This is a genomic window from Nitrosospira sp. Nsp1 (assembly GCF_900100985.1).
Taxonomy (GTDB): Bacteria; Pseudomonadota; Gammaproteobacteria; order Burkholderiales; family Nitrosomonadaceae; genus Nitrosospira.
The window spans coordinates 152884-173378 of sequence record NZ_FMUF01000003.1; the positions used below are offsets into that span (position 1 = coordinate 152884).

The window sequence follows — 20495 nt, forward strand, 5'->3', positions numbered from 1 at the left end:
CTTACGATGATAAAAGGCATTTTATTTGATCTTTACGGCACGCTGATCGATATCGAGACCGATGAGTCGATGGAGGAAATCTACCGCGCGATTGCTCACTATCTGACCTACCAGGGCGTATATTTGCACCGCTGGGAAGTAAGGGACCGCTACTATCAAATCATGAAACAGCAGAAGGAAGCGCGCGGCGAGGAATATCCTGAAATTGATGTGGAAGCCATATGGAACGAATTACTCATGCAGGAAGGCATCCGATCAGGGTCCGTACGGGGGCAGATAGCCAAGGTTATTTCCCATATTTACCGCGGCATATCCTGCAATCGCCTTCAGCTATATCCCGGCGTCAGACAAGTGTTGAATGAATTGCGGATGAGTTATCGCCTGGCGCTCATATCCGATGCCCAGTCTTGTTTTGCGCTGCCTGAAATCCGTGCCGTGGGACTGGAAGGCTACTTCGAATCTACCGTTATCTCCAGCAATTATGGTTTCAGAAAACCTGACTCCCGTCTTTTTCAACGAATGCTCGGCAATATGAACCTCAAGCCGACGGAAGTGATCTGGGTGGGCAATGACATGTTCAGGGATATCCATGGAGCAAAGTTGCTCGGCATCAAGAATATCTTCATTGATTCCAACCAGGGCGCAAAATCCTATAAGGATGTGGCTCCGGACTACCGTGCCCAGCAATTCGCGGATGTTCTAAAGGGCGTGGCAATGCTGAGGTAAGCAGCGCTACTATTAGCCTGGATACCTGAACTTCAATCGGTTAACGAAGGGTGCTGAAAGTGTAAAATCGCTGTCACTCGGTATGAAAACACTACAGCTGTGCTCCGCACCCTCATCGTTTATCTTGAGATTGGCGAATATTGCTTTATCCACGGGTCGTGTCACCCCAATCTGCGACGTTTCTGCGTTTAGCTTATAGCCGACCGGTAAAATCCTCCGGGGTTCCGTACCTTCAAATTTTGAGACTGCACCCCGTGTGAGGAAAGAATGCCGTACTTCCGGCCGCGCCCGGGATTGTGAAGAACCGGTCTTTGTCCATTTGACATTCAGCAGAAACTCTTCATTGCGCGGCAAAGGAAAGCTCGGGGAAGCCCAGCAGCTGAGCCCTTCCCGCTTTTGCATGCAGGCAGACCAGTCCTCCACAGCCTTCAAGGCGACCGGATGCCCGACAGCTGCCTTCTGCATGAAAAACTCGGCTGCCTGGGATGAATCCACCGCTGAATTCTTCGAACAGTAGCCGCTCTTCCACTGCATGAATCGCTCTTCGTTCAAGACCAGGCCCGATGAGCCTGCCCCGGAGTTCGCACCGGTGCTCGTTCCGCCATCGTCGAGGGTGAAGAGCCCATATGAAAGACCTAACGAGCCATCATCGGCGGATCGACGCGCGCGCTTGATTGCGGTCAATGCTTGCTCGAAATTGGAGGAACATAATTCCGCGTATAGCGATCGGTCTCTCAGCCGAGCGTCGATTCGGGCATATTCGCTGTAGAACCCGTTCGTAAGAATATTATGACAGGCGCTTCCAGCGGACGCGCTTCCCGGCAAGATGAAGACAGTAAACGAAATGGATAAAATGAAGGCAATGACGGCATTCCGGTTTTTCATGATGTTCCTCCGCGGCAGTACGCATAGTATAGCTAAGATGGGCCTCCTGGATAAGATAGGAACCATCGACCCCGGAGTCGTTTTTATGGCCGGCTCAATCAAGAAAGCAGGTCGCTTCTTTTTTTCGCGCTCGTTATATGATGTTTCTGCTCCATGGGGAAGAAATCCATAGAGTTGCAGCGAATTACGAGCACTTTAATGCTCCGCTTTGTTAGCCATCACACAGAAAAGCGCTTTGCTCTTATGCTCAACTTACAAGCGGAAGCCCCGCCATTATTTCATGGTTGGCAAGATGACCGGAAGAGTCACGCATCATCTACTGGAACGTTCTCATCTCCGGAGTGGCTTCCACTTTTTTGATACTCGATGATAAAGTTCCTTTCCCGCTCAACCGTAATATGACGAGTCGCAACCCATGGCTCATCGTTTTGCTTTACGCCGCCTTTTCAACGCTATGGATTGTCGTTGCGGGCTATCTGATTTCGCTCTCCCTCGATGATCCGGTTTTGCGGAGCCGTGCCTATCTCGCGAAAGAACTGATTCTTGTCGCGATCAGTAGTGTCATGTTTTATCTGCTGCTTAAGTGGGGGCGAGGCACCGCCACTCCTTTAGGCGTACCCGTACCTGATCCCGGAAACGTCTCGCCAAATCGGTTATTGCTGATATTTTTTTCGCTGGCCATGGTCGCACCCTTGGTCAGCATCGGCATCGTCAAGGTATATGAGCCACAAATAGAGCGGGATGCATACGCAGATCTCCAAACTATCGTTGACCTTAAAGCAGAACAGATCGAGCTCTGGCTCTCCGAGCGGCATGGCGATGCAGAAACATTAGCGATGAGCCAGGCGCTCATCGAGCGGATAGTGAATCTGAAGCACGATACGAATGAGCATTTGCAACAGCTGATCCGCAACCGGCTGGAAGCGGTTCGACAGGCTTATAGCTACGAGTCTGTGCTGCTGATGGATACGAGAGGCCAATCTCTCCTGACGTTAGGAGAGTCGCATAAACTGGCCCCCATTACCAGGAGGCTGGTGTCTATTGCGTTGCAGACCCGCCAGATACAGAGCAGTGACCTGTTTCTGGACGAAAGTGGAGAAGCCCGGCTGGATATGGTGGTGCCTCTGGTTCACGATACGATAAGCGACGAGGCTGTGGCGGTAGTCATTTTGCGTGCGGATCTCGGGCAATTTCTGGTCCCCCTGGTCGAAAAATGGCCGGGCCACAGCCGCAGCGCGGAAACATTGTTAGTCCGCAAAGAAGGTGAAAATATCACCTATCTTAATAAATTGCGCTACCCCGGCGGCTCCGGGGTGACCGCGCCGCAACGCCGGTCGTTAGCGGCGAGAGAAGACTTGCCTGGCGCCATTGCAGCACGAGAAGGCCAGCGTGGGACGGCGAGTGGAACCGACTATCGCGGCGAGCCGGTCGTTGCAGTCTACCGGCCAATTTCCGGCTCTGGCTGGCAGCTGCTCGCAAAAATCGATCACAGCGAAGTACTTGCCCAATTATGGACCCTGGTGTTCTGGGTCAGCGTGGTAATCTTGATCGCGATGGCTACAGTAGGCGTAATGCTGTTTCTGCTCTGGCGTCAGCAGCAGCGCGCTCATCAATTGGCGTTGATTGTCCGCACCGCCGAGCAAGACCGGCTCCTCAAATATTTTTACGAATTGCCATTTATCGGTATGGCAATCATCTCTCCCGATACCAGGCGCTGGCTGCGATTCAATAACCAGTTATGCGAAATGCTCGGTTATTCCCGCGAGGAGCTTGCCGAAAAGAATCTGGTTGAGATGACATATCCAGCGGACATGGAAAAAGACACTGCCGATCTGGAACGTGTCCTGCGGGGAGAGTCGGAAGGCTATGCAACGAACAAACGCTTCATCCGCAAGGACGGTTCGATTGTAATGGCCAACATGGATGTCAAATGCGTGCACAGCAATAATGGTAAAGTGCATTACGTTGTCACCATGATCCGCGATGTCACCGAGCAGGAGCGGCAAAAGGCTGAAATTCTTGCGGCGCGAAGTCAGTTGCAAGCCACGCTGGATGCCATACCCGACCTGCTATTCGAGCTCGATCTCGACGGCTGTTGCCATGCCTACCATTCCGCTCGCACTTACCTGCCCGGCTCTCCTGTTGCAGATCTGCTTGGCAAGAAAATTTCAGATGTCCTTCCGCCGGGCGCGGCCAATATTGTCCTGTCAGCATTGCTGGAGGCCCGGAAAAAAGGATTGTCCTCCGGCAAGCAAGTGGAACTGGAGCTTTCAGGAGAAAAAGGCAAGTTGTGGTTCGAACTCTCCGTTTCCCGAAAGCAACCGAGTGCCGAGCTGGAGCCTCGCTTCATTGTTCTCGCACGCGATATCACCGAACGCAAAGCATCCGAACAGCGCATCATGCAACTCGCTCACTACGATCCTCTCACTGCGCTTCCCAACCGCGCGTTATTAGCGGACCGGATGAAGGTCGCGATTAAACGTGCAGAACGGCGTGCTGGCCGGCTCGCTGTGCTATTCGTGGATCTCGACCGTTTCAAGCCGATCAACGATTCGCTTGGACACGATATTGGCGATCGTTTGTTGAAAACCGTCGCGGAACGCATGCTGGCTTCAATTCGTAGCGTTGATACGGTAAGCCGGGTCGGGGGCGATGAATTCGTTGTTCTATTGAGTGAGATTGAAACGGCAGAGGATGCGGCACGTGTTGCGCAAAAGCTTATTTTTGGATTATCGCAGCCATATCTGGTCGAAGCGCATGAGTTGCTGTTGACTGCAAGCATCGGCATTTGCATCTATCCGGATAATGGCAAGGAATCCAATATTCTATTACGTAACGCAGATGCCTCGATGTACACCGCTAAGGAGGCCGGCCGGAACCGTTATCAATTCTACTCACATGACATGACGGCGCGGGCAATCGAGCGGCTCAGTCTCGAACACGATCTGCGAGGCGCAGCTGAACGCGGTGAACTATTTTTGGTGTATCAGCCGCAAATCGAGCTTGCGACAGAGCGAATAATCGGCGTAGAGGTGCTGATGCGCTGGCAGCATCCTGCGCGCGGGCTCGTTTCGCCGATTCGATTCATTCCTGTCGCAGAGGACAGCGGCTTGATTCTCGCGATCGGAGAATGGGCGCTGCGCGAATCCTGCCGGCAGGCCCGGATATGGCGCGACCGGGGGTTACTGGATATATGTATCTCGGTCAACGTTTCGGCGGTCCAATTCCGGCAAACCGATTTCGTAACCACCGTTGAGCGCGCGCTCAGGGATACAGGATTATCGCACGGCAACCTGGAGCTGGAACTCACCGAAAGCGTAGTGATGCAGGGGGTGGAACCCACCCTGGGAAAATTACGGGAACTGGACGCGCTTGGGGTAAAGGTCGCGATCGATGACTTTGGCACCGGCTACTCGAGCCTCTCATACCTGCGGCAGTTTACGGTCGCCAGATTGAAGATCGATCAGTCCTTCGTACGGGATTTGCCGGGCAATGTTGACGCTGAAGCCATCGCGGCGGCGATTGTGGCCATGGGCCTCAGCCTCGGCTTGCGCATTATTGCCGAGGGCGTGGAGACCGAAGCGCAGGCGGAATTTCTGCAAAGCGTCTTATGCAAGGAAGGCCAGGGTTACCTGTATGCCTGGCCGATGGCAGCCGACGAGTTTGAAGCATGGGTAGTGGAGTGGCAGAGCCGAACGGACAGGAAGTCGCACGCAGTCTGAATCGAAGAAGCAAAGGCGCATTGAAATCCACCAGGATCAGTCGAGTGGCCCGTATTGCGGCTTGGCCGCTCTCGCTTAATCCTTCCCTTCCCGATTCTCGGTCTTCTCCTTTTTGATTGGATTCTGCAGTGTATAACCCTCTTCATTTGCCTTATAGCCGCCATAAGCCCCTACGCCCGCTGCTGCCAGCAGCCAGCAGCCTGACAGCATGGGTACAGTCAGCAAAAGCGTTACCAGATAAAGCAATGTCCGTACTTTCATTAACGATCTCCTGAGTTAAAAAATGCTGGTTTTGTGGTCCCGCTTAAAGCCGTGTATCGCTAAAATCATAAGTGAATGCGCATTGAAGTCTGTGCGGTTGCAAACGTTTGTCATCGCGTACGCGCAGTATACTAGAATATAAACGGGTCCTTATTACCCTTCTTATTATCCTGTTACCGCCGCCATCGCGTACGAAGCGCCGCCGACTTGACCATATAGCTATGATGTGCGAAAGACGATTTCATGATTCCAGATGAAACGAGAGTCGGATCATGGCGGTCTTACTCCATCATGAATCTTGTCGGTGACAGGCAAGCCGGAACGATTACGCAAACCGCACGCAGAAGCTGTAGCCCCTGTGACCCTATCGAAAAGTTCCTAAAGGAGAACGGTTATGAAAGTATCCGAGCTTAAAGATGAATTGCTCGATTACTGGGCAGCAAAAGCAAATGGTGCAACGGACGTGCACGTAATTGATTCGCACTGCGTCATCAATCATGTTCGCTGGGAGCCGTCGCGCAACTGGTCGCAAGGTGGACCCATTATAGAAAGAGAGGGAATAAACCTCAGCCATAGCCTGGAGGCCGGTTCGGAGCACTGCACTGCCTATATGAGATCCGGAAGAAACCGGCAAAAGGGACTCACGCCCTTGATCGCCGCCATGCGGTGCTATGTCGATTTCAAGTTTGGCGAGGAAGTTGAGGAGTAATGCCCGAGCTGTCATTCATAAAATTGAGGCGGCCTGAAGCAGGTATGCTGTGCGATACGCGCGCATGATGCGATAACATATGGCAAACGTAAAACTGAAAGAACATTTGCGTGAGGCGTCGCAGTCTACGCGAATTCTGGCCGCCCAGGCATTTTCACGAGCGGCGGGCGCTCCGCTCGTGCACGGTAACAGCATTCGCCTCCTCAAGGATGCAAGCGAGAATTATCCCGCGTGGCTTGAGGCAATCCGTTCAGCGGAAAAGAACGTTCATTTCGAGAATTATATTATTCGTGACGATAATATTGGCCAGCAGTTTGCCGATGCGCTTATCGCAAAAGCAAAAGAAGGTCCTCGGGTAAGAGTTCTATATGACTGGATGGGTGCCCTGACCGAAACGTCGGGCAGCTTCTGGCGGCGCCTCAGCGATGGCGGCGTCGAGGTGCGCTGTTTCAATCCACCACGCTTCAACAGCCCGTTGGGCTGGGTAAGCCGGCTTCACCGAAAGTCGCTTTCCGTGGACAATCGTATTGCATTTGTCAGCGGATTATGTGTCGGGCAGATGTGGGCAGGTTATCCCGAACGCGATATTCCGCCGTGGCGCGATACGGGCATCGTAGTGCGCGGCCCGGTAGTGGCCGATGTGGTGCAATCCTTTTTCCGCGCCTGGGCTGAGGCTGGGCCGGAAATCCCAGCCGATGAACTGCCGGACCAGAAATCAATTCCTGTAGCGGGCACAGTCGACATGAGAGTATTGGGCCATGTCGCATCCACCGCTGGATTATACCGTCTCGAACAGCTGATAACGGTATTGGCGCAAAAAACGCTGTGGCTTACCGATGCCTACTTCGTGGGCACCACGAGCTATGTGCAAGCGCTGAGAGGCGCGGCAATGGATGGCGTGGACGTCCGTTTGCTGGTGCCGGGATCGAGCGGCGATCTCAAGTTCTTGCGGCCGATATCGCGCGCGGGTTATCGGCCTTTGCTGGAAGCCGGAGTGCGTGTATTTGAGTGGAATGGATCGATGTTGCATGCCAAGACAGCCGTTGCGGATGGGCGATGGGCGCGCGTTGGATCAAGCAACCTCAATCTGGCCAGTTGGCTCGGCAATTGGGAATTGGATGTTGCCGTGGAAGACCCGGGGTTCGCGCATGAAATGGAACAGATGTATCTACAGGATCTGGACAACGCTACGGAAATCGTGCTCAGTGAAAAGGACCGTGTACGTCCTGTGGCGGAACGCGAACCTCTCCCCAGGTTGCAACGCATGGGTACGGGTAGCGGCAAGAGCGGAAGTGCGGGAAGGCTTACCGCCGGCGCGATCCGGGTCGGCAACACCGTCGGGGCAGCCATTACCAACCGCCTTGTCCTCGGCGCGGCCGAGGCGAAAATCATGCTATCCGGCGGCACTGCGTTGCTGGTTCTGGCCGTGCTTGCGTTGGTGGAGCCGCTGCTGATGGTGATTCCTTTCGCGCTGATCGCTGGTTGGTTCGGTATTTCGCTGCTGATCCAGGCTTACCAGCTACACAAAAGCGGGAAAGACGATAGCGCAGCTGATGTGGCATCCGACAGAGCCAGAGACAACGTGGTCGAGATTCCGGGCTTGCGCCGTGAATCCGCTGCCGAACCGCCGCCTCGAGAACCGCGCGACGCGCAAGATGAACCTTGAAGCAAGCTTACCGGGAATCCAGCAGACAGATCAATCCATCCATTCTAATTTTCTTAAAAAGACAATTTGCGCTTTCCAGCCTTTCATTCCTTCATAATGAAAAACCGCATCTACCAACCGGTGCAATGAGATGCGACGTTACATTATCGGCTAACGGTTTTCACCCGCTCTCGTCTGATTATTTCATCGATTAATGTCTGGAATTGCTCTCGCGCCTCCTGTTTGACGAACACATCCCCCACCATTGGAGGAACCCATACGCCAGGAACTAAAACCGCACGATAGATGATGCGTGTTTGCCCTCGTTCTGGCAGCAGTTCCGTAGTCTCCTCCATTTTCCGCATATTGCCGCTGATCATGCGTTCGTGGATTCTCTCGAAGGGGACAAGCTTTATTTCTCGGACGGATTCAAATGAAAAGACAATGAAACCGTATTTCGTGATACTTTTTTGCGCAACATGACAATGATTGCCTGTTCTGCCGGTGATTCTACTGGATAGAATACCGGGATTAAACTGGGGTATGTTTTCGAAATCGGTCAGTACAGCCCATACCTTCTGGGGCGCGACCGGAACGACAAAATTGACGTCAATGGTGATCTGGTCGCCATCATTCCGCACATCCACCCTGATATTTTTATCGTGGGGCTCGAGCGCCTGCTTGACCGGATGCAAAGCCTGTACTTTTTCCCTCCCGGGTTGCGTCTCCTCTTGCGCCCAAGCTGAATCTCCAAGAACCAGATTCAAGAGAATGGCGGCGAAAGTACCTTGGAATTTATTCATCGTTCAGAACCCGTAGTTCTGCGTTAGCGTTTATTATTCGCCGATTTTTGCAAAGGAACAATATTTTTTTTTGATGAGAATGAGCGGTAGGGTACGGCATATCGGTTTGCCCCACTGTGAATTTTTCCGGTTTCGCTTCCGTGGTCTACAATAGCAAAACGACGGGCTCTAAAATTAGCCATAAGCACACCCGCCAATCTCAGGAGAAGTTCCATGGCTCTATTTCATTTCGGCATCGACAAAGCACCCCCGTCCGACACCAGCACCTCCATATCAGAGGCATCAAAAGCAGTACAAAGCCCTCTTACCCTGGTCATGACCCTTCGCTCACCTGAGGATTTCCAGGTTCTTCATAAGCGAATAAAAGAAATTCAATCGGCCCCGCCAGAACGAAATCCCATCTGGGTTGCGCTCGATAAGCTCAAGATCGTACATTTCGCACGTTTTGTGTTCCTCGAAAATAATACCAAGCTGGCGATAATTACGACGTACGACGGCTCGTTCGACGACTACCTGAATGAGTTCATCGATGAGATTGGCGACGTGTTCAATGTGCTTCTCCAGCACATGAAGGATGCGCCGCCCTTGCCTGTTCAACGCAATCGCGGTGCTTTCCGGGACTATATAAAAGCCAACGATCTGGGCGGCATCGCGCCTTTCTACAGCGCCTACCCACAGGCAACAGTGCTGGATATCCAGGCTGCGCTCAGTCAGACCTGAGCGCAGCTCTCTGACAACCTCCTATTTATCAGTTCCGTTTCCAATGCCTGACCTACCATACGAAGACATCCAGGGGTTCATCCTCCGCACTTATGCGATGCCGATCCTGCGTGTAATTGCCTTGAAGATAGAGCAAGCGGAACCTGCCAGGCAAGTTTTAGGCGGCCTGGTTGATGGCAGTAATGGTTCTGCCGGCACCGCCGATGTCGCGCCCAAGCTCGCTACCGCTACGGATTGGACGGTAAAACCGCAGTATTGCCTCAATGTCGGGCTTACCTACGCAGGCCTTGCCGCGCTTGGGCTTCCCGCTTGTTCGCTTGCATCTTTTCCGGAGGAATTCGTGGCAGGGGCGGTAGCCCGTGCCGAACGGGTGGGAGATACAGGAGAAAGCAGCCCGGAGCATTGGAAGGACCCATTCGCCAGCCCTGATCTCCATATCCTGCTGTTCCTCTTCGCCCAAACGGAGGATGTGCTGGCGCAGGTCACCGCCCAGCTCAGGGCAACTTATTCGCACGGCGCAATGTCCGAGCTTTCCGTACATGAAGCCCGCAGCCTGCCTGAAAGCAAGGCACACTTCGGATATCGCGACGGTTTCGCACAACCGTCCATCGATGGCGGACTTCCCTCGGCGATGCCAGATGTACTTCCAAAAGCGCCGGCAGGAGAGTTCCTTCTCGGCTACCCCAGCCAGTACGCCGACTTTACCTATCCGGTGCCGGTCCCTGCCGCGCTTGGCCAAAACGGGAGCTTTGCGGCTTTTCGCATTCTGGCCCAGGACTGCCACGGCTTCGAACAGTTTCTGGCAGACGCTGCCCGTCAAACCGGGCTCGACCCGGAGTTGATAGCCGCCAAGCTCTGCGGCCGCTGGCGAAATGGCGTTCCGCTTTCCCTTTCGCCTCATTCCGCCGACGAACAAATCCCCATGGAGCAGCGCAACAGTTTCGACTACGTACCTAGCGGCAGCGTACCGGATGCATTCGATGATGCTCGCGGCTACCGCTGCCCGCTGGGATCGCATATCCGCCGCATGAATCCGCGCAGCTCCGTGGTGGCCGGAAACGGCGGCCTCAAGCATCGCATTATCCGCCGCGGCCTTCCCTATGGCCCCGCTTATGATCCGGCCAATCCCGATGATGGAATCGAGCGCGGGTTATTGGGTCTGTTTATCGGCGTAAGCCTCAAGGATCAGTTCGAATTTCTGATGTCCGACTGGAGCAATAAGGGAAGCTTTGCGCCGGGCTTGCGCAATACCAAAGATCCTGTCATTGGGAACAATTCGGCCTCAGGCGCAACTTTTCTCGTTCCCATGGAAAATCAGAAGCATCCCGTCGAGCTTACTGGACTTTCCCGTTTTGTCACCTGCCGTGGCGCAGCTTATTGCTTCCTCCCCAGCGCCACCGCACTTCGTTATATTTCTGCTTTACCCGACGTGCCGCTTTCCTGACAGGGCAAACGGCTTATCTCTGCATTAAAAAAAAGCTCGCGAGGGCCTGAAACTTTGGTCTATACCCTATTTCAGGCAGTTTCGGCAGTAGCGATGATCCTACGCGGATAAGCGGGCCGACTCGCTATGGCCCAGTGACCTGATGTGTCCAACATTAAGGGAAGACAGGTCGGAAAGGTTGCCGCGAGAGCGATCGATCAATAAGGGACATATGATATGAAACCCTATACCGTTCAGAGTTTCTCCAGAAACTCCTGAAGGACAACGGCTTCATTGCACTCTTCGTCCTTGGCGCCATACATCAGTGTGACCTTTCCTTTTTTTACCTGTTCTTTGAGCAGTGCGACCTGCTTATCGTTTTCCTTGAGCTCCGCCCGATAACGCGTCTTGAACTCGGTCCACTTGTCGTGGTCATGAGCAAACCACTTTCGAAGATTGGTGCTTGGCGCAATTTCCTTTAACCAGATATCGACGCTTGCTTTCTCTTTTGTCAACCCCCGAGGCCAAAGCCTGTCGACCAGGATGCGCACCCCATCTTCTTTCTCCGGCGGTTCATAAACGCGTTTTATGCCGATATTCATCTGTGGCTCTTCTCCGCAATAATCTGCCGATAATTTACCGGCATGGCGCTTGCCGTTACCGACTTAAATCGTAATAAAGTCTGGATAAGCAAGGTATGATATCGTTCAAGCACAGCTTTGGTTCCAGCTAACCAGAAAGGTAGCAATGCAACGCTCCATTTCTGGTACGACGCACAGATGAGAGGCCATACATGCAGGGCTGGATGACAGTCATCGCCCCGGATCTCATGTTATCTCATACTCATGTCCGTCTCAAGAACCAAGACTGTTCTACTCCAGCAGGTTTTACCCTGAACGGGTATGCATTTTGATTCGATGACATCAATGATGGAAACGAAGGTTCACTGTAGTTCGCCATATGCCAGGCGCTGGCTTGATAGACGGTATTGAACGGGTAAAATAATCTGGCAAGGGGGAGAAATGCTGAAAACTGGATTTGCCGTGGAAACGGTCGCGCTGGCATTACTGTATGTTGCGTTTTGCACGCCCGTAAAAGCCGAACTCATCGGTGAGGTGGACACCGCCTTCCGATGGATGGGAAAGGATGACCGGGTGGTCATGGAAGCGTATGACGACCCCAAGGTTCACGGTATAACCTGCTATGTTTCGCGTGCGAGGACGGGAGGTCTAAAAGGTACGGTGGGTCTGGCAGAGGATAGGGCGGAGGCGTCCATTGCGTGCCGGCAAGTAACGGAGTCGATCCATTTTCCCGAGAAAATCCCAAGGCAGGAAGATGTATTCACCGAACGCATGTCTATTTTATTCAAGCGCCTGCATATTGTGCGCGTCGTCGATTCCAAGCGCAACACGCTTATATACCTGACCTATTCCGATAGATTGATTGAAGGCAGTCCGCAAAACAGTATTACCGCTGTTCCAGTAGCACGCAATAATCCCATTCCGGTCAAGTAGGGTTCCGGGGGTTGGCAATAATTTCGGATTGTGAGCAGACGCATTAAAAACTGCCCTGGGAAGGTGCTGCGGGAGTAATTGCCGAGTTCAATACCCCACGTCCCGCCCGGCATCTTCAGAGAATCACTGCTTCAATCGCTCTATAATAAGAATGAGACTCATTTCTATACGTGCGCTACCGTACGGACTCATCATTAATTCATGCATAGCATTGCGTATTGACGCCGCGCACACCCAAACAAAACCAGGCGGCAAATATAAAAACCGGTGCGCGCGAACCAGTTGAGCGGTTGAGAAAGCGATCACAATCCATAATTTATTATTTTAAAGGAGGCACCCCATGAATACAGTTCTTCGTACGCGATCCACCCTGGCCATTGTTGCGTTAATAGCCGGCACACTGGCTGGGGGTATAGGATTCGCGACCGCTGGCGAAATCAAGGTCAATCTGAGCGGCGATCAGGAAGTCCCCCCTGTCCAGACCTCCGCATCCGGCAGCGGCACGATAACGGTCGAGGACGACAGATCTGTCAAAGGCAAGATAACCACTTCCGATTTAAAGGGCACAGGCGCGCATATCCATGAGGGAGCGGTTGGCAAAAACGGTCCGGATATCATCACGCTCAAGAAGAGTTCCGATAACGAATGGTCCGTTCCCGGTGACGCAAAGTTGACCGACGCCCAATATGATGCCTACAAGGCGGGAAACCTCTATGTTAACGTTCATAGCGACGCGAACAAGAGCGGGGAGATACGTGGGCAATTGAAACGTGACCTGGGTACCGGTTCCCGCTAATCGATCCGGGATTGTTGGATTACCCTGTCAGCAGACAGGGTAATCATTGAGATATGCCTGAGGGGAGAGTCTCACCATGACAAAATATTTTCAAACCGGATCGTATAGAACCGGTCGGCCCCATGGGCATGAGCCATACCCCGGCAAGCCGGTACAGGATCCCCCTCGCCCCATCGATCCCGATAAACCACGAGAAGATCCGCAACCCTTCGACCCGGACAAGCCGGTAGATCCTCGACCGTATGATCCCGACCCGACACCGGGAGATCCGATCGTCGATCCTGCGGACGAACCTCTACTCCAGGCATAACGCTAAATAGTCTTCAGCGCGTTGCCTGGCGGCAACTGAGCAAACAATGCCGGCAGGCGTCCGGTTCTTTTCTCAGCAAGGCTGAGAGCGGCAATCGAAGTGCTTCAAACAAATTGAGCACCTCAAGCAAACACAAATCCGAACTTCATTTCAATGTGATGCCCTCCCGGCTCTTGTCGACTTGAGCTGTCGTGACCAGGCTGGCATGATTACCCCATGCATTGCGGATATATGACAACACCAGCGCAACCTCACCATCATGCAGGGTCTGGGCGAAAGGCGGCATGCCGTAAGGACGTGGGTTGCCCATGGTGGCTGGAGGATAACCACCATTGAGAACACTGCGAATCGCGTTGATCGGAGGTGTCATTGTGACACTCCGGTTGCCCGCCAGAGGCGGGTATACACCTGGAGCGCCCTGACCCGAAGCGCCGTGGCAGTCCTGGCAGTGCTTCTCATAAATCGCGGCACCTTGCCGAAACCAGGCCTGCACCTGTTCTGTCATGGCTGGACCGTTATTGGCGGAAAGTGAATTGCTCTCGGGTAATGACTGTAGATAGACGGCCATTGCACGCGCATCCTCTTTTGTCAGATGCTGGAGGCTTTCCATGACAACCTGCGCCATGGGACCCGAGGTGGTCGCCTGCGGTGAAACACCCATTGTGAGCAACTGGATGATTTCGTCGATCCGCCAATGGGTAAACCCTGCTTCCACGCGTGAGGTAAGGGATGGCGCATACCAGTTTGACCCCATGATCTGTCCGCCTCCCAGTGCATCATCCCCAGCCGTCGCGCCCAACGGGTTGCGTTCCGCATGGCAGGCATTGCAATGGCCGAGCCCCTGCACCAGGTAGGCGCCCCGATTCCACTCGGCGCTTTTTCCGGGCTCCGGCTGATAGACACCGGGCTTGAAGTATACGGCGCGCCAGACACTCAACAACAATTGATAGTTGTAGGGAAACTTGATCTGGTTCGGGGGGTTGCGTTGCGCGACGGGTGCAAGCGTCTGCAGATGAGCGAAAATCGAATCGGAATCCTCGCGCGTAATTTTTGTATACTCGGTATAAGGAAATGCAGGGTATAAAGGCCGTCCATCGCGTGACTTCCCTTCGTGCAGCGCTTTCCAGAAATCTTCTTCGCTCCAGTGGCCGATACCGGTTTCCTTATCCGGAGTGATATTGGTCGTGATGAATGTACCGAAGGGTGTGGAAAGGCTGCGGCCCCCTGCGTAAGCCGACCCACTCTGGGCCGTATGGCATCCCATGCAATTACCGGCGCGCGCAAGGTAGGCCCCACGGCTCAGCGATTGCTCGGTAAATATCGTCTTCGGGGTATTTGCCGTCTTTCCTGGAGGCGACGCGCCGGTCAACGTAAACGAGGTACCCATAGAAGCGAGACCCGCCAGGCCGACGAGTAAGGCTATTGCGACAGCGATCCTGCGTTTCATTGAATGGTAGCGCTTTGAACGATGCTGCCGCAACGCCTTGCCATTTCAACCGGAAGCGTAGCAGCCGGGCCGGTATTTTCCGGAACGGACTGGGCAGCCAACCATGCCGCAACTGCATTCGTCTCCTCGGGAGTAAGCCGCTTTGCGATTTCCGACATGCAATCCGCAGTCTGCCCGCGTATCAGCCCCCCATTCTGCCAAGCGCCGAACTGGGCGATCATGTAAATGCGCGGAAGACCCAGCAAACCCGGAATAAAAGGCGCCGTACCCATCAGTTCGTTACCATGGCATTGAACGCAGGCAGGAATTTGCCGTGCAGGATCTCCCTGATGGATAAGCTGGCGAGCGAGCTTGATTTGGGCCGGTGACGCGGCCATGCGCTCGGGTGGCGGGAAAGGCTGTTTAAGCGCCGAAAAATAGGCAGCCATTTCCAGCAGATACTGGTCGGTCATATTTGCAAGCAGCAGGGTCATAGGGCGATAATAACGCAGCCCATCCCGGAAACTGCGCAACTGGTTAAAAAGATATCCTTTTGGCTTGCCTGCGATACGTGGATAGTAAGCGTCCCGCCCTACCCTGTCTTCGAGGCCGTGGCAGGCAACGCAGGGCTTGACCCGTTCTGCCATGGTGTCGGGCACATCAACCGGCACAGGGGTAGGAACTGCTTTCGCGGCATTGGCGAGCCCGGCAGCAAATAAAAATGTCACTAAAATAAGTCGTCTCATGAACCGCTGTATGCTGACCTATGGAATTTCACTGATGAGACTATGACAGTCTGCCAAAGTTGCCGCAAGGGCTGAGGTTCAGTTTGTCCAGAAATGCGGGTAGGCTCAGGCCCGTCCTATCGCTGCCTAAGACGTTTTCTCTGCATCGGGAATCCGATGCGGTCGGGAAATTCACTACAGCCGAGCCTGCTCGCGACGTTTGCTTCGGCAAGTTTTTGAGGGATTAAATCCAGACTATCGTGTTTGTCGAATGGCAGGGAATAAGCAGGTCAGGCACAATAATTTTGGAGATTTTATAGTAATACCTTACCAGTTCGAGCCTGCCCTGGCACATTCGAATCCTGGTCATTTTTTGTTGGGGCAGAAACCTGTCTGGAATGGCAGACATCGAGTATGTCATCAAAACAACGCTACCGTTGCTTGCGCCGAGCGCGGGTCGTCAATGATGCGGAACCATAACCGAACTCAAGTCCGGTGGACCGCTAGCGCGGCTCAACCGCGGGAAATATTTGAGTACCGGGATGATGTTTCTGGCTCCATGAGATGATGGCAGACAGTACAGGCTTCAGACTCTCGCCCTTCTCGGTCAGGGAATACTCGTAACGTACCGGTTTCTGCTGATAGGCTCGACGCGTGATAAGGCCCGCGGCTTCCAATCTTTTCAGCCTGTCGGCAAGGATATTTGAAGCGATTTTTTCAGCTGACGATATCAATTCCAGATAGCGGCTCTTGCCTAAAATCAAATCCCGGACAATAAGCAGCGTCCATTTATCACCAAAAATATCCAGCGCATGAGTGATGGGGCAGCACGACCTTTCAAAAGCGACTTTTCCTTCCACCGTCTTGTCATCTTTCATAACTTGCCTGCAGGAAAAATTGGCGAGTTAATAATATAGTATAGTTACTTGCATTTTGCAATATTGTAAGATAAGCTTCGCAAACTTGCTTATTGCAAGTAATATCGGAGGATAAAATGTCAAACCAATTATCTCATAGTCAGCGCCAGGCACCCATCCACGAATCCCTTCAGCCGCTATTGATTGGTGGCCTGAAAGGCATCGAAAAGGAAAGCCTCCGAATCAACTGGGAGGGGTTCATATCACTATCCTCTCATCCGATCGAGCTAGGCGCCGCATTGACTCACCCGCACATAACAACCGATTATTCCGAGGCTTTGCTTGAGTTGATCACACCGGCATTATCGGATGGAAAGGAAACGTTGGATTTTTTGACGGCCTTGCATAAATACGTCTGTGCAAATATTAATGACGAATTATTGCTGGCCGCAAGTATGCCTGTCGGCGCCTTGCAGGACTCGGCGATTCCTATCGCGAGATATGGCTCCTCCAACGTAGGAATGATGAAGCACATATATCGCCGCGGTTTAGGTTATCGCTATGGCCGTTGCATGCAGGTGATCGCCGGGATCCATTTTAATTACTCGCTTCCTGAACAATTCTGGCCGGAATATCAGCAGTTCAAGAAGCATAAGGGTGACCTGCAATCATTCATCACCAATGCGTATATGGAAATGATCAGAAACCTGCAGCGCTATGGCTGGCTCATCCTTTACCTGTTTGGCTCTTCACCGGCGGTCAGTAAAAGCTTCGTCGACAGCCGTAACTCCGCTTGTTCCCATACTTTGGAGAAATTCGACAAAGCCTCATATTACAAACCTTTTGCGACTTCGCTGAGAATGAGCGAGATTGGATATGTAAATCCGGTTCAGGCAATGTTTCATATTTCCTTTAATAGTCTTGATGAATATATAAGGGATCTGGCCAACGCGACAACGATATCTTATCTGGATTACGAAAAAATCGGCGTGAAGGCAGACGATCAATATCGGCAGTTGAACACTAATTTCCTGCAAATCGAGAACGAGTATTACACCTCGGTACGGCCGAAACAACCTACCAGACCCAATGAGAGACCGCTCAAGGCCTTGGGAAGCAGAGGGATCGAATATATTGAAATGCGATCCCTCGATATTGATGTTTTTGAACCTGCGGGAATTTCGATCGAAACGACGCGGTTTCTTGAAGCGCTCAGCCTGCATTGTTTATTTCGCGGAAACCCAGGCCATGACTTGAAGCAGTACGAGGAGGTTAACAATAATGCGTTATCCGTCGCCAACCAGGGAAGAGATCCAACGCTGAAGCTATCCGACAACGGACAGGCGGTCTCCCTGCAAGATTGGGCGTTGAGCGTGTGCGAAGAAATGCAGGAGATTTGCGAGGTTCTGGATAAAGGGAATGACCATAAACCGTATACCCAGGCATTACGCAAACAGATAGAAGTCGTTCGTCACTCCGAGCTGACTTCCTCAGCAAGAATGTTGTCGGCGATGCGGGACCAGAAGCTTTCGATTACTGAACTGGTGTTGCAAAAATCGGATGAATACACACGTTATTTTCAGAATGCAACACTTGAGGCTTCGGTAAAGAAAAGCTTTGATTTCCAGGTCGAAGCGTCGCTGAAGCAACAGGAACGGTTGGATACAATGACCGAGATCCCGTTCGATAAGTACTTGAATAATTATTTTTCTGAAGATGCCGCCACTAATGAAATCTGTTCGCAAGAATCTAAAAAAATACCTATTCAGGATTGGAACAGCTGCTTGACGAATTGCGGGTAGTCAAAGAAGCGAAGCAAAAACTGAAACAGCGCGATGAACGTGCGTAGCGAGCTCACCAGAAAGGTGAAGCTTACAGGACACGAAAAATCCTTTTTGGTTATAGTACTTAACTGATAAATGAGCGGGCAACTGCCGGATTCAGGATAACTGATCCCGTATTTACAATGCCACCGGATACAACTCAGAATTATCTCCCCAAGAAAATGACACCCTTTGAAATCCGACCCTGAGGATCTGGTCGGAAAAATACAATAGCGCACTACACTTCTTATTTTTTGCCCCATTGCTCCCCAGACCCCTCTAGCAGTTTCCGCAACATCCCTAATACATACCAGCGCCGAAAGAAGCTTCGCCTGAAAGGTGTGCTTTTCCCTTAACAGCGAAAGCTGCTTCGCTCTGACAGCGAACAAACAATTTGCTGGCATCCATTAAATACATCCTGATTCAGATCGTTCTTCAGCTTCGCTCGTTTGTCGCCGCATTCCCGTAGACCCATTGTATCCAGCGGTTGTAGACACGCCATTCATCCAGGTTGGCAACATTTTCATTCATTCGAATTGATAATTTAGCCCTGCCAGGCATATCGGTTTTTAACTGGCACGCCTTTCGCTTATAGGTAATCAAGCCCAGGTAATCGCCGGGCCCGTGATCACGGCGAAAGGCCTTGCCTCATATTTCGCCGTTTGTGAATAGGAGCACGTTATGGATCGCAACCTTCTGGAGTACAACCCCGAGCTGCATGCGTTCGAAGCCAATGAGCTCGAAGCTGGAGAGTCTGGATGGTTCGCGGAAACAGGCGCGGAGGAAGTGTTCGGTGAAATCGAAGAGATGGAATTGGCCGCCGCGCTGCTGGAAGTCACAGACGAGGCGGAGTTGGACCATTTCCTTGGACGCTTGATCGGCCAGGCTGGACAGGCTGTGGGCAGGTTTGTGAGTACGCCGACAGGGCAAGCGCTGAGCGGCATCCTGAAGGGCGCCATGAAACAAGCATTGCCGATGGCCGGCCGCGCACCCGGCCGATACATAGGCGCAGATCGCGTCGCCCGGATCGGAGGACGGCTGGCATCCGCGGCGGGCCGGATCTTTGGCCTCGAACTCGAGGGGATGAGCCCGGAAGACAAGGAATTTGAGGCCGCCAAAAGTTTTGTGCGCTTCGCGGGCGTCGCTGTCAGGAACGTCCTGAGCACACCCATCGCCGCGGCGCCGCAGGCTGTGGCAAAAAAAGCCGTGGTGCAGGCGGCGCGGCGTCATGCGCCCGGTCTGCTACGTAGCCGCCCGAGTGCTCCAAGGCACACCGGCCGCTGGTATCGCCGTGGCCGCAGCATCATCGTGAAGTTGTAAGCCGGACGGGATCTCTTCGTTCGATTTTTTGCTGTTGTTTCATTGTTGTTTCTTTTTTTGTTTTCATTTTTCAGGAGGTCATCATGCACGATATCGGTCAGACACAAATGGAATACAACCAGGAGCAGCCGGGCTTTGAGACGGGTTTCGAAACGGGTTTCGAGGCAGAAGAGTTCGAATATGGTCAGGGTGAATGGGAGGCGGAAAGCGGCGAATTTGGCGAATTCGGCGAACTCCTCAGTGAGGCTGACGAGATGGAATTGGCCAATGAATTGCTGAGTGTATCGAGCGAAGCGGAGCTGGATCAATTCCTTGGCAATTTACTCAAAAAAGTCTCGCGTGCAGCCGGTAAAGTAATCCGTTCACCCATAGGGCGAGCCGTTGGTGGCGTCCTCAAAGGTGTGGCCAAGAAAGCACTGCCGCTCGCCGGAGGAGCAATCGGGGGGTATTTCGGTGGACCGCTGGGAGCCAAGATCGGCAGCGGACTTGCCCGGGCTGGAGGCAAAGCCCTCGGGCTTGAAGCAGAGATGCTGGAGCAGGAGGACCTCGAGTTCGAAGGCGCGAGGCAATATGTCCGCCTCGCCGCCAACACCGTGAAGAAGGCAACCTCAGCGCCTGCTAACGTCGATCCCCGGTCCATTGCCCAGTCCGCTGCAATCGCAGCAGTCAAGCAATTTGCGCCTGGCCTGTTAGGAAAAGGAGGAACCAGAGGTGGTATGTCGGGCGCGACAGGCCAGGGTCAAACGGGACGGGGCCAGACGGGACGAGGTCAGACGGGGCGTTGGATGCGCCGCGCGAACAAGATCGTCCTTTACGGCGTGTGAAGCGAA

General features: G+C 53.1%; 20 protein-coding genes. 12 read left to right on the plus strand and 8 right to left on the minus strand.

What is annotated here, in order from left to right; all coding sequences use genetic code 11:
• Nucleotides 1-6: 6 nt before the first annotated feature.
• Nucleotides 7-726, plus strand: a complete 720-nt coding sequence (locus BLP78_RS02965; protein ID WP_090456339.1) for an HAD family hydrolase — start codon at nucleotides 7-9, stop codon at nucleotides 724-726.
• Nucleotides 727-738: 12 nt separating this feature from the next.
• On the opposite strand, the gene BLP78_RS02970 is transcribed toward BLP78_RS02965, so the two are convergent.
• Nucleotides 739-1611 carry a hypothetical protein gene (locus BLP78_RS02970; RefSeq protein ID WP_090456341.1) on the minus strand — a complete coding sequence of 291 codons (873 nt, stop codon included), beginning with the start codon at nucleotides 1609-1611 and terminating at the stop codon, nucleotides 739-741.
• Nucleotides 1612-1952: 341 nt separating this feature from the next.
• Here BLP78_RS02970 and BLP78_RS02975 point away from each other — a divergent pair, with 341 nt between their 5' ends.
• Nucleotides 1953-5333: a bifunctional diguanylate cyclase/phosphodiesterase gene (locus BLP78_RS02975; protein ID WP_256329986.1), complete on the plus strand. Its 3381-nt coding sequence runs from the start codon at nucleotides 1953-1955 to the stop codon at nucleotides 5331-5333.
• Nucleotides 5334-5408: 75 nt separating this feature from the next.
• Here the strand turns inward: BLP78_RS02975 and BLP78_RS02980 are convergent, their stop codons facing one another.
• Nucleotides 5409-5594 (minus strand): hypothetical protein, encoded by a 186-nt coding sequence (locus BLP78_RS02980; protein WP_090456343.1) that lies wholly within the window; start codon nucleotides 5592-5594, stop codon nucleotides 5409-5411.
• A gap of 394 nt (nucleotides 5595-5988) precedes the next feature.
• Here BLP78_RS02980 and BLP78_RS02985 point away from each other — a divergent pair, with 394 nt between their 5' ends.
• The gene (locus BLP78_RS02985) at nucleotides 5989-6303 is read left to right on the plus strand and encodes a phage protein NinX family protein (protein ID WP_090456346.1); all 315 of its coding nucleotides are present in this window, start codon (nucleotides 5989-5991) and stop codon (nucleotides 6301-6303) included.
• Between the two features lie 79 nt (nucleotides 6304-6382).
• On the plus strand, nucleotides 6383-7969 hold the full coding sequence (locus BLP78_RS02990; RefSeq protein WP_090456348.1) for a phospholipase D-like domain-containing protein: 1587 nt from the start codon (nucleotides 6383-6385) through the stop codon (nucleotides 7967-7969).
• A gap of 143 nt (nucleotides 7970-8112) precedes the next feature.
• On the opposite strand, the gene BLP78_RS02995 is transcribed toward BLP78_RS02990, so the two are convergent.
• Together BLP78_RS02995 and BLP78_RS03000 are read right to left on the minus strand one after the other, a co-directional pair.
• The gene (locus BLP78_RS02995; RefSeq protein ID WP_025040172.1) at nucleotides 8113-8751 is read right to left on the minus strand and encodes an SRPBCC family protein; all 639 of its coding nucleotides are present in this window, start codon (nucleotides 8749-8751) and stop codon (nucleotides 8113-8115) included.
• 23 nt (nucleotides 8752-8774) lie between these two features.
• On the minus strand, nucleotides 8775-8966 hold the full coding sequence (locus BLP78_RS03000; RefSeq protein WP_090456351.1) for a hypothetical protein: 192 nt from the start codon (nucleotides 8964-8966) through the stop codon (nucleotides 8775-8777).
• On the opposite strand from BLP78_RS03000, the gene BLP78_RS03005 reads away from it, so the two are divergent.
• Together BLP78_RS03005 and BLP78_RS03010 are read left to right on the plus strand one after the other, a co-directional pair.
• Nucleotides 8965-9471 carry a hypothetical protein gene (locus BLP78_RS03005; RefSeq protein ID WP_090456353.1) on the plus strand — a complete coding sequence of 169 codons (507 nt, stop codon included), beginning with the start codon at nucleotides 8965-8967 and terminating at the stop codon, nucleotides 9469-9471. The genes BLP78_RS03000 and BLP78_RS03005 overlap by 2 nt on opposite strands.
• Nucleotides 9472-9514: 43 nt before the next feature.
• Nucleotides 9515-10915 (plus strand): Dyp-type peroxidase, encoded by a 1401-nt coding sequence (locus BLP78_RS03010; protein WP_143002878.1) that lies wholly within the window; start codon nucleotides 9515-9517, stop codon nucleotides 10913-10915.
• A gap of 233 nt (nucleotides 10916-11148) precedes the next feature.
• On the opposite strand, the gene BLP78_RS03015 is transcribed toward BLP78_RS03010, so the two are convergent.
• Nucleotides 11149-11496: a DUF488 domain-containing protein gene (locus BLP78_RS03015; RefSeq protein WP_090456358.1), complete on the minus strand. Its 348-nt coding sequence runs from the start codon at nucleotides 11494-11496 to the stop codon at nucleotides 11149-11151.
• A gap of 420 nt (nucleotides 11497-11916) precedes the next feature.
• On the opposite strand from BLP78_RS03015, the gene BLP78_RS03020 reads away from it, so the two are divergent.
• The 3 genes from BLP78_RS03020 (at nucleotide 11917) to BLP78_RS15105 (ending at nucleotide 13514) form a co-directional block, all read left to right on the plus strand.
• Entirely contained in the window at nucleotides 11917-12408 is a 492-nt protein-coding gene (locus BLP78_RS03020; protein WP_090456360.1) for a CreA family protein, read from the plus strand.
• Between the two features lie 340 nt (nucleotides 12409-12748).
• Nucleotides 12749-13204 carry a CHRD domain-containing protein gene (locus BLP78_RS03025; protein WP_090456363.1) on the plus strand — a complete coding sequence of 152 codons (456 nt, stop codon included), beginning with the start codon at nucleotides 12749-12751 and terminating at the stop codon, nucleotides 13202-13204.
• A 76-nt stretch (nucleotides 13205-13280) separates the two neighbouring features.
• The gene (locus BLP78_RS15105; RefSeq protein WP_143002879.1) at nucleotides 13281-13514 is read left to right on the plus strand and encodes a hypothetical protein; all 234 of its coding nucleotides are present in this window, start codon (nucleotides 13281-13283) and stop codon (nucleotides 13512-13514) included.
• Nucleotides 13515-13659: 145 nt separating this feature from the next.
• Here BLP78_RS15105 and BLP78_RS03030 read toward each other — a convergent pair whose 3' ends face one another.
• From BLP78_RS03030 to BLP78_RS03040, 3 genes are all read right to left on the minus strand, one after another.
• Nucleotides 13660-14961, minus strand: coding sequence for a c-type cytochrome (locus BLP78_RS03030; RefSeq protein ID WP_090456365.1), 1302 nt, complete (start codon nucleotides 14959-14961; stop codon nucleotides 13660-13662).
• Complete coding sequence (locus BLP78_RS03035; protein ID WP_176752767.1) at nucleotides 14958-15686, minus strand: c-type cytochrome; 729 nt, start codon at nucleotides 15684-15686, stop codon at nucleotides 14958-14960. The genes BLP78_RS03030 and BLP78_RS03035 overlap by 4 nt, the downstream gene beginning before the upstream one ends.
• 482 nt (nucleotides 15687-16168) lie before the next feature.
• The gene (locus BLP78_RS03040) at nucleotides 16169-16543 is read right to left on the minus strand and encodes a winged helix-turn-helix transcriptional regulator (protein WP_090456369.1); all 375 of its coding nucleotides are present in this window, start codon (nucleotides 16541-16543) and stop codon (nucleotides 16169-16171) included.
• A gap of 116 nt (nucleotides 16544-16659) precedes the next feature.
• Between BLP78_RS03040 and gshA the strand changes: the two genes are divergently transcribed.
• The 3 genes from gshA to BLP78_RS03055 all read left to right on the plus strand — a co-directional run bounded on the left by gshA (nucleotide 16660) and on the right by BLP78_RS03055 (nucleotide 20489).
• Nucleotides 16660-18324, plus strand: coding sequence for a glutamate--cysteine ligase (gene gshA, locus BLP78_RS03045; protein WP_090456372.1), 1665 nt, complete (start codon nucleotides 16660-16662; stop codon nucleotides 18322-18324).
• 702 nt (nucleotides 18325-19026) lie between these two features.
• A complete protein-coding gene (locus BLP78_RS03050) occupies nucleotides 19027-19665 on the plus strand; it encodes a hypothetical protein (RefSeq protein ID WP_090456374.1) in 639 nt (212 codons plus the stop codon).
• 83 nt (nucleotides 19666-19748) lie between these two features.
• Nucleotides 19749-20489, plus strand: a complete 741-nt coding sequence (locus tag BLP78_RS03055) for a hypothetical protein (protein WP_176752768.1) — start codon at nucleotides 19749-19751, stop codon at nucleotides 20487-20489.
• Nucleotides 20490-20495 lie beyond the last annotated feature (6 nt).

Coding starts and splice junctions, on each gene's coding strand:
- BLP78_RS02965 (WP_090456339.1), top strand. CDS start 7: ATGATAAAAGGCATTTTATTTGATCTTTACGGCACGCTGATCGATATC.
- BLP78_RS02970 (WP_090456341.1), bottom strand. CDS start 1,611: ATGAAAAACCGGAATGCCGTCATTGCCTTCATTTTATCCATTTCGTTT.
- BLP78_RS02980 (WP_090456343.1), bottom strand. CDS start 5,594: ATGAAAGTACGGACATTGCTTTATCTGGTAACGCTTTTGCTGACTGTA.
- BLP78_RS02985 (WP_090456346.1), top strand. CDS start 5,989: ATGAAAGTATCCGAGCTTAAAGATGAATTGCTCGATTACTGGGCAGCA.
- BLP78_RS02990 (WP_090456348.1), top strand. CDS start 6,383: ATGGCAAACGTAAAACTGAAAGAACATTTGCGTGAGGCGTCGCAGTCT.
- BLP78_RS02995 (WP_025040172.1), bottom strand. CDS start 8,751: ATGAATAAATTCCAAGGTACTTTCGCCGCCATTCTCTTGAATCTGGTT.
- BLP78_RS03005 (WP_090456353.1), top strand. CDS start 8,965: ATGGCTCTATTTCATTTCGGCATCGACAAAGCACCCCCGTCCGACACC.
- BLP78_RS03000 (WP_090456351.1), bottom strand. CDS start 8,966: ATGGAACTTCTCCTGAGATTGGCGGGTGTGCTTATGGCTAATTTTAGA.
- BLP78_RS03010 (WP_143002878.1), top strand. CDS start 9,515: ATGCCTGACCTACCATACGAAGACATCCAGGGGTTCATCCTCCGCACT.
- BLP78_RS03015 (WP_090456358.1), bottom strand. CDS start 11,496: ATGAATATCGGCATAAAACGCGTTTATGAACCGCCGGAGAAAGAAGAT.
- BLP78_RS03020 (WP_090456360.1), top strand. CDS start 11,917: ATGCTGAAAACTGGATTTGCCGTGGAAACGGTCGCGCTGGCATTACTG.
- BLP78_RS03025 (WP_090456363.1), top strand. CDS start 12,749: ATGAATACAGTTCTTCGTACGCGATCCACCCTGGCCATTGTTGCGTTA.
- BLP78_RS15105 (WP_143002879.1), top strand. CDS start 13,281: ATGACAAAATATTTTCAAACCGGATCGTATAGAACCGGTCGGCCCCAT.
- BLP78_RS03030 (WP_090456365.1), bottom strand. CDS start 14,961: ATGAAACGCAGGATCGCTGTCGCAATAGCCTTACTCGTCGGCCTGGCG.
- BLP78_RS03035 (WP_176752767.1), bottom strand. CDS start 15,686: ATGAGACGACTTATTTTAGTGACATTTTTATTTGCTGCCGGGCTCGCC.
- BLP78_RS03040 (WP_090456369.1), bottom strand. CDS start 16,543: ATGAAAGATGACAAGACGGTGGAAGGAAAAGTCGCTTTTGAAAGGTCG.
- gshA (WP_090456372.1), top strand. CDS start 16,660: ATGTCAAACCAATTATCTCATAGTCAGCGCCAGGCACCCATCCACGAA.
- BLP78_RS03050 (WP_090456374.1), top strand. CDS start 19,027: ATGGATCGCAACCTTCTGGAGTACAACCCCGAGCTGCATGCGTTCGAA.
- BLP78_RS03055 (WP_176752768.1), top strand. CDS start 19,749: ATGCACGATATCGGTCAGACACAAATGGAATACAACCAGGAGCAGCCG.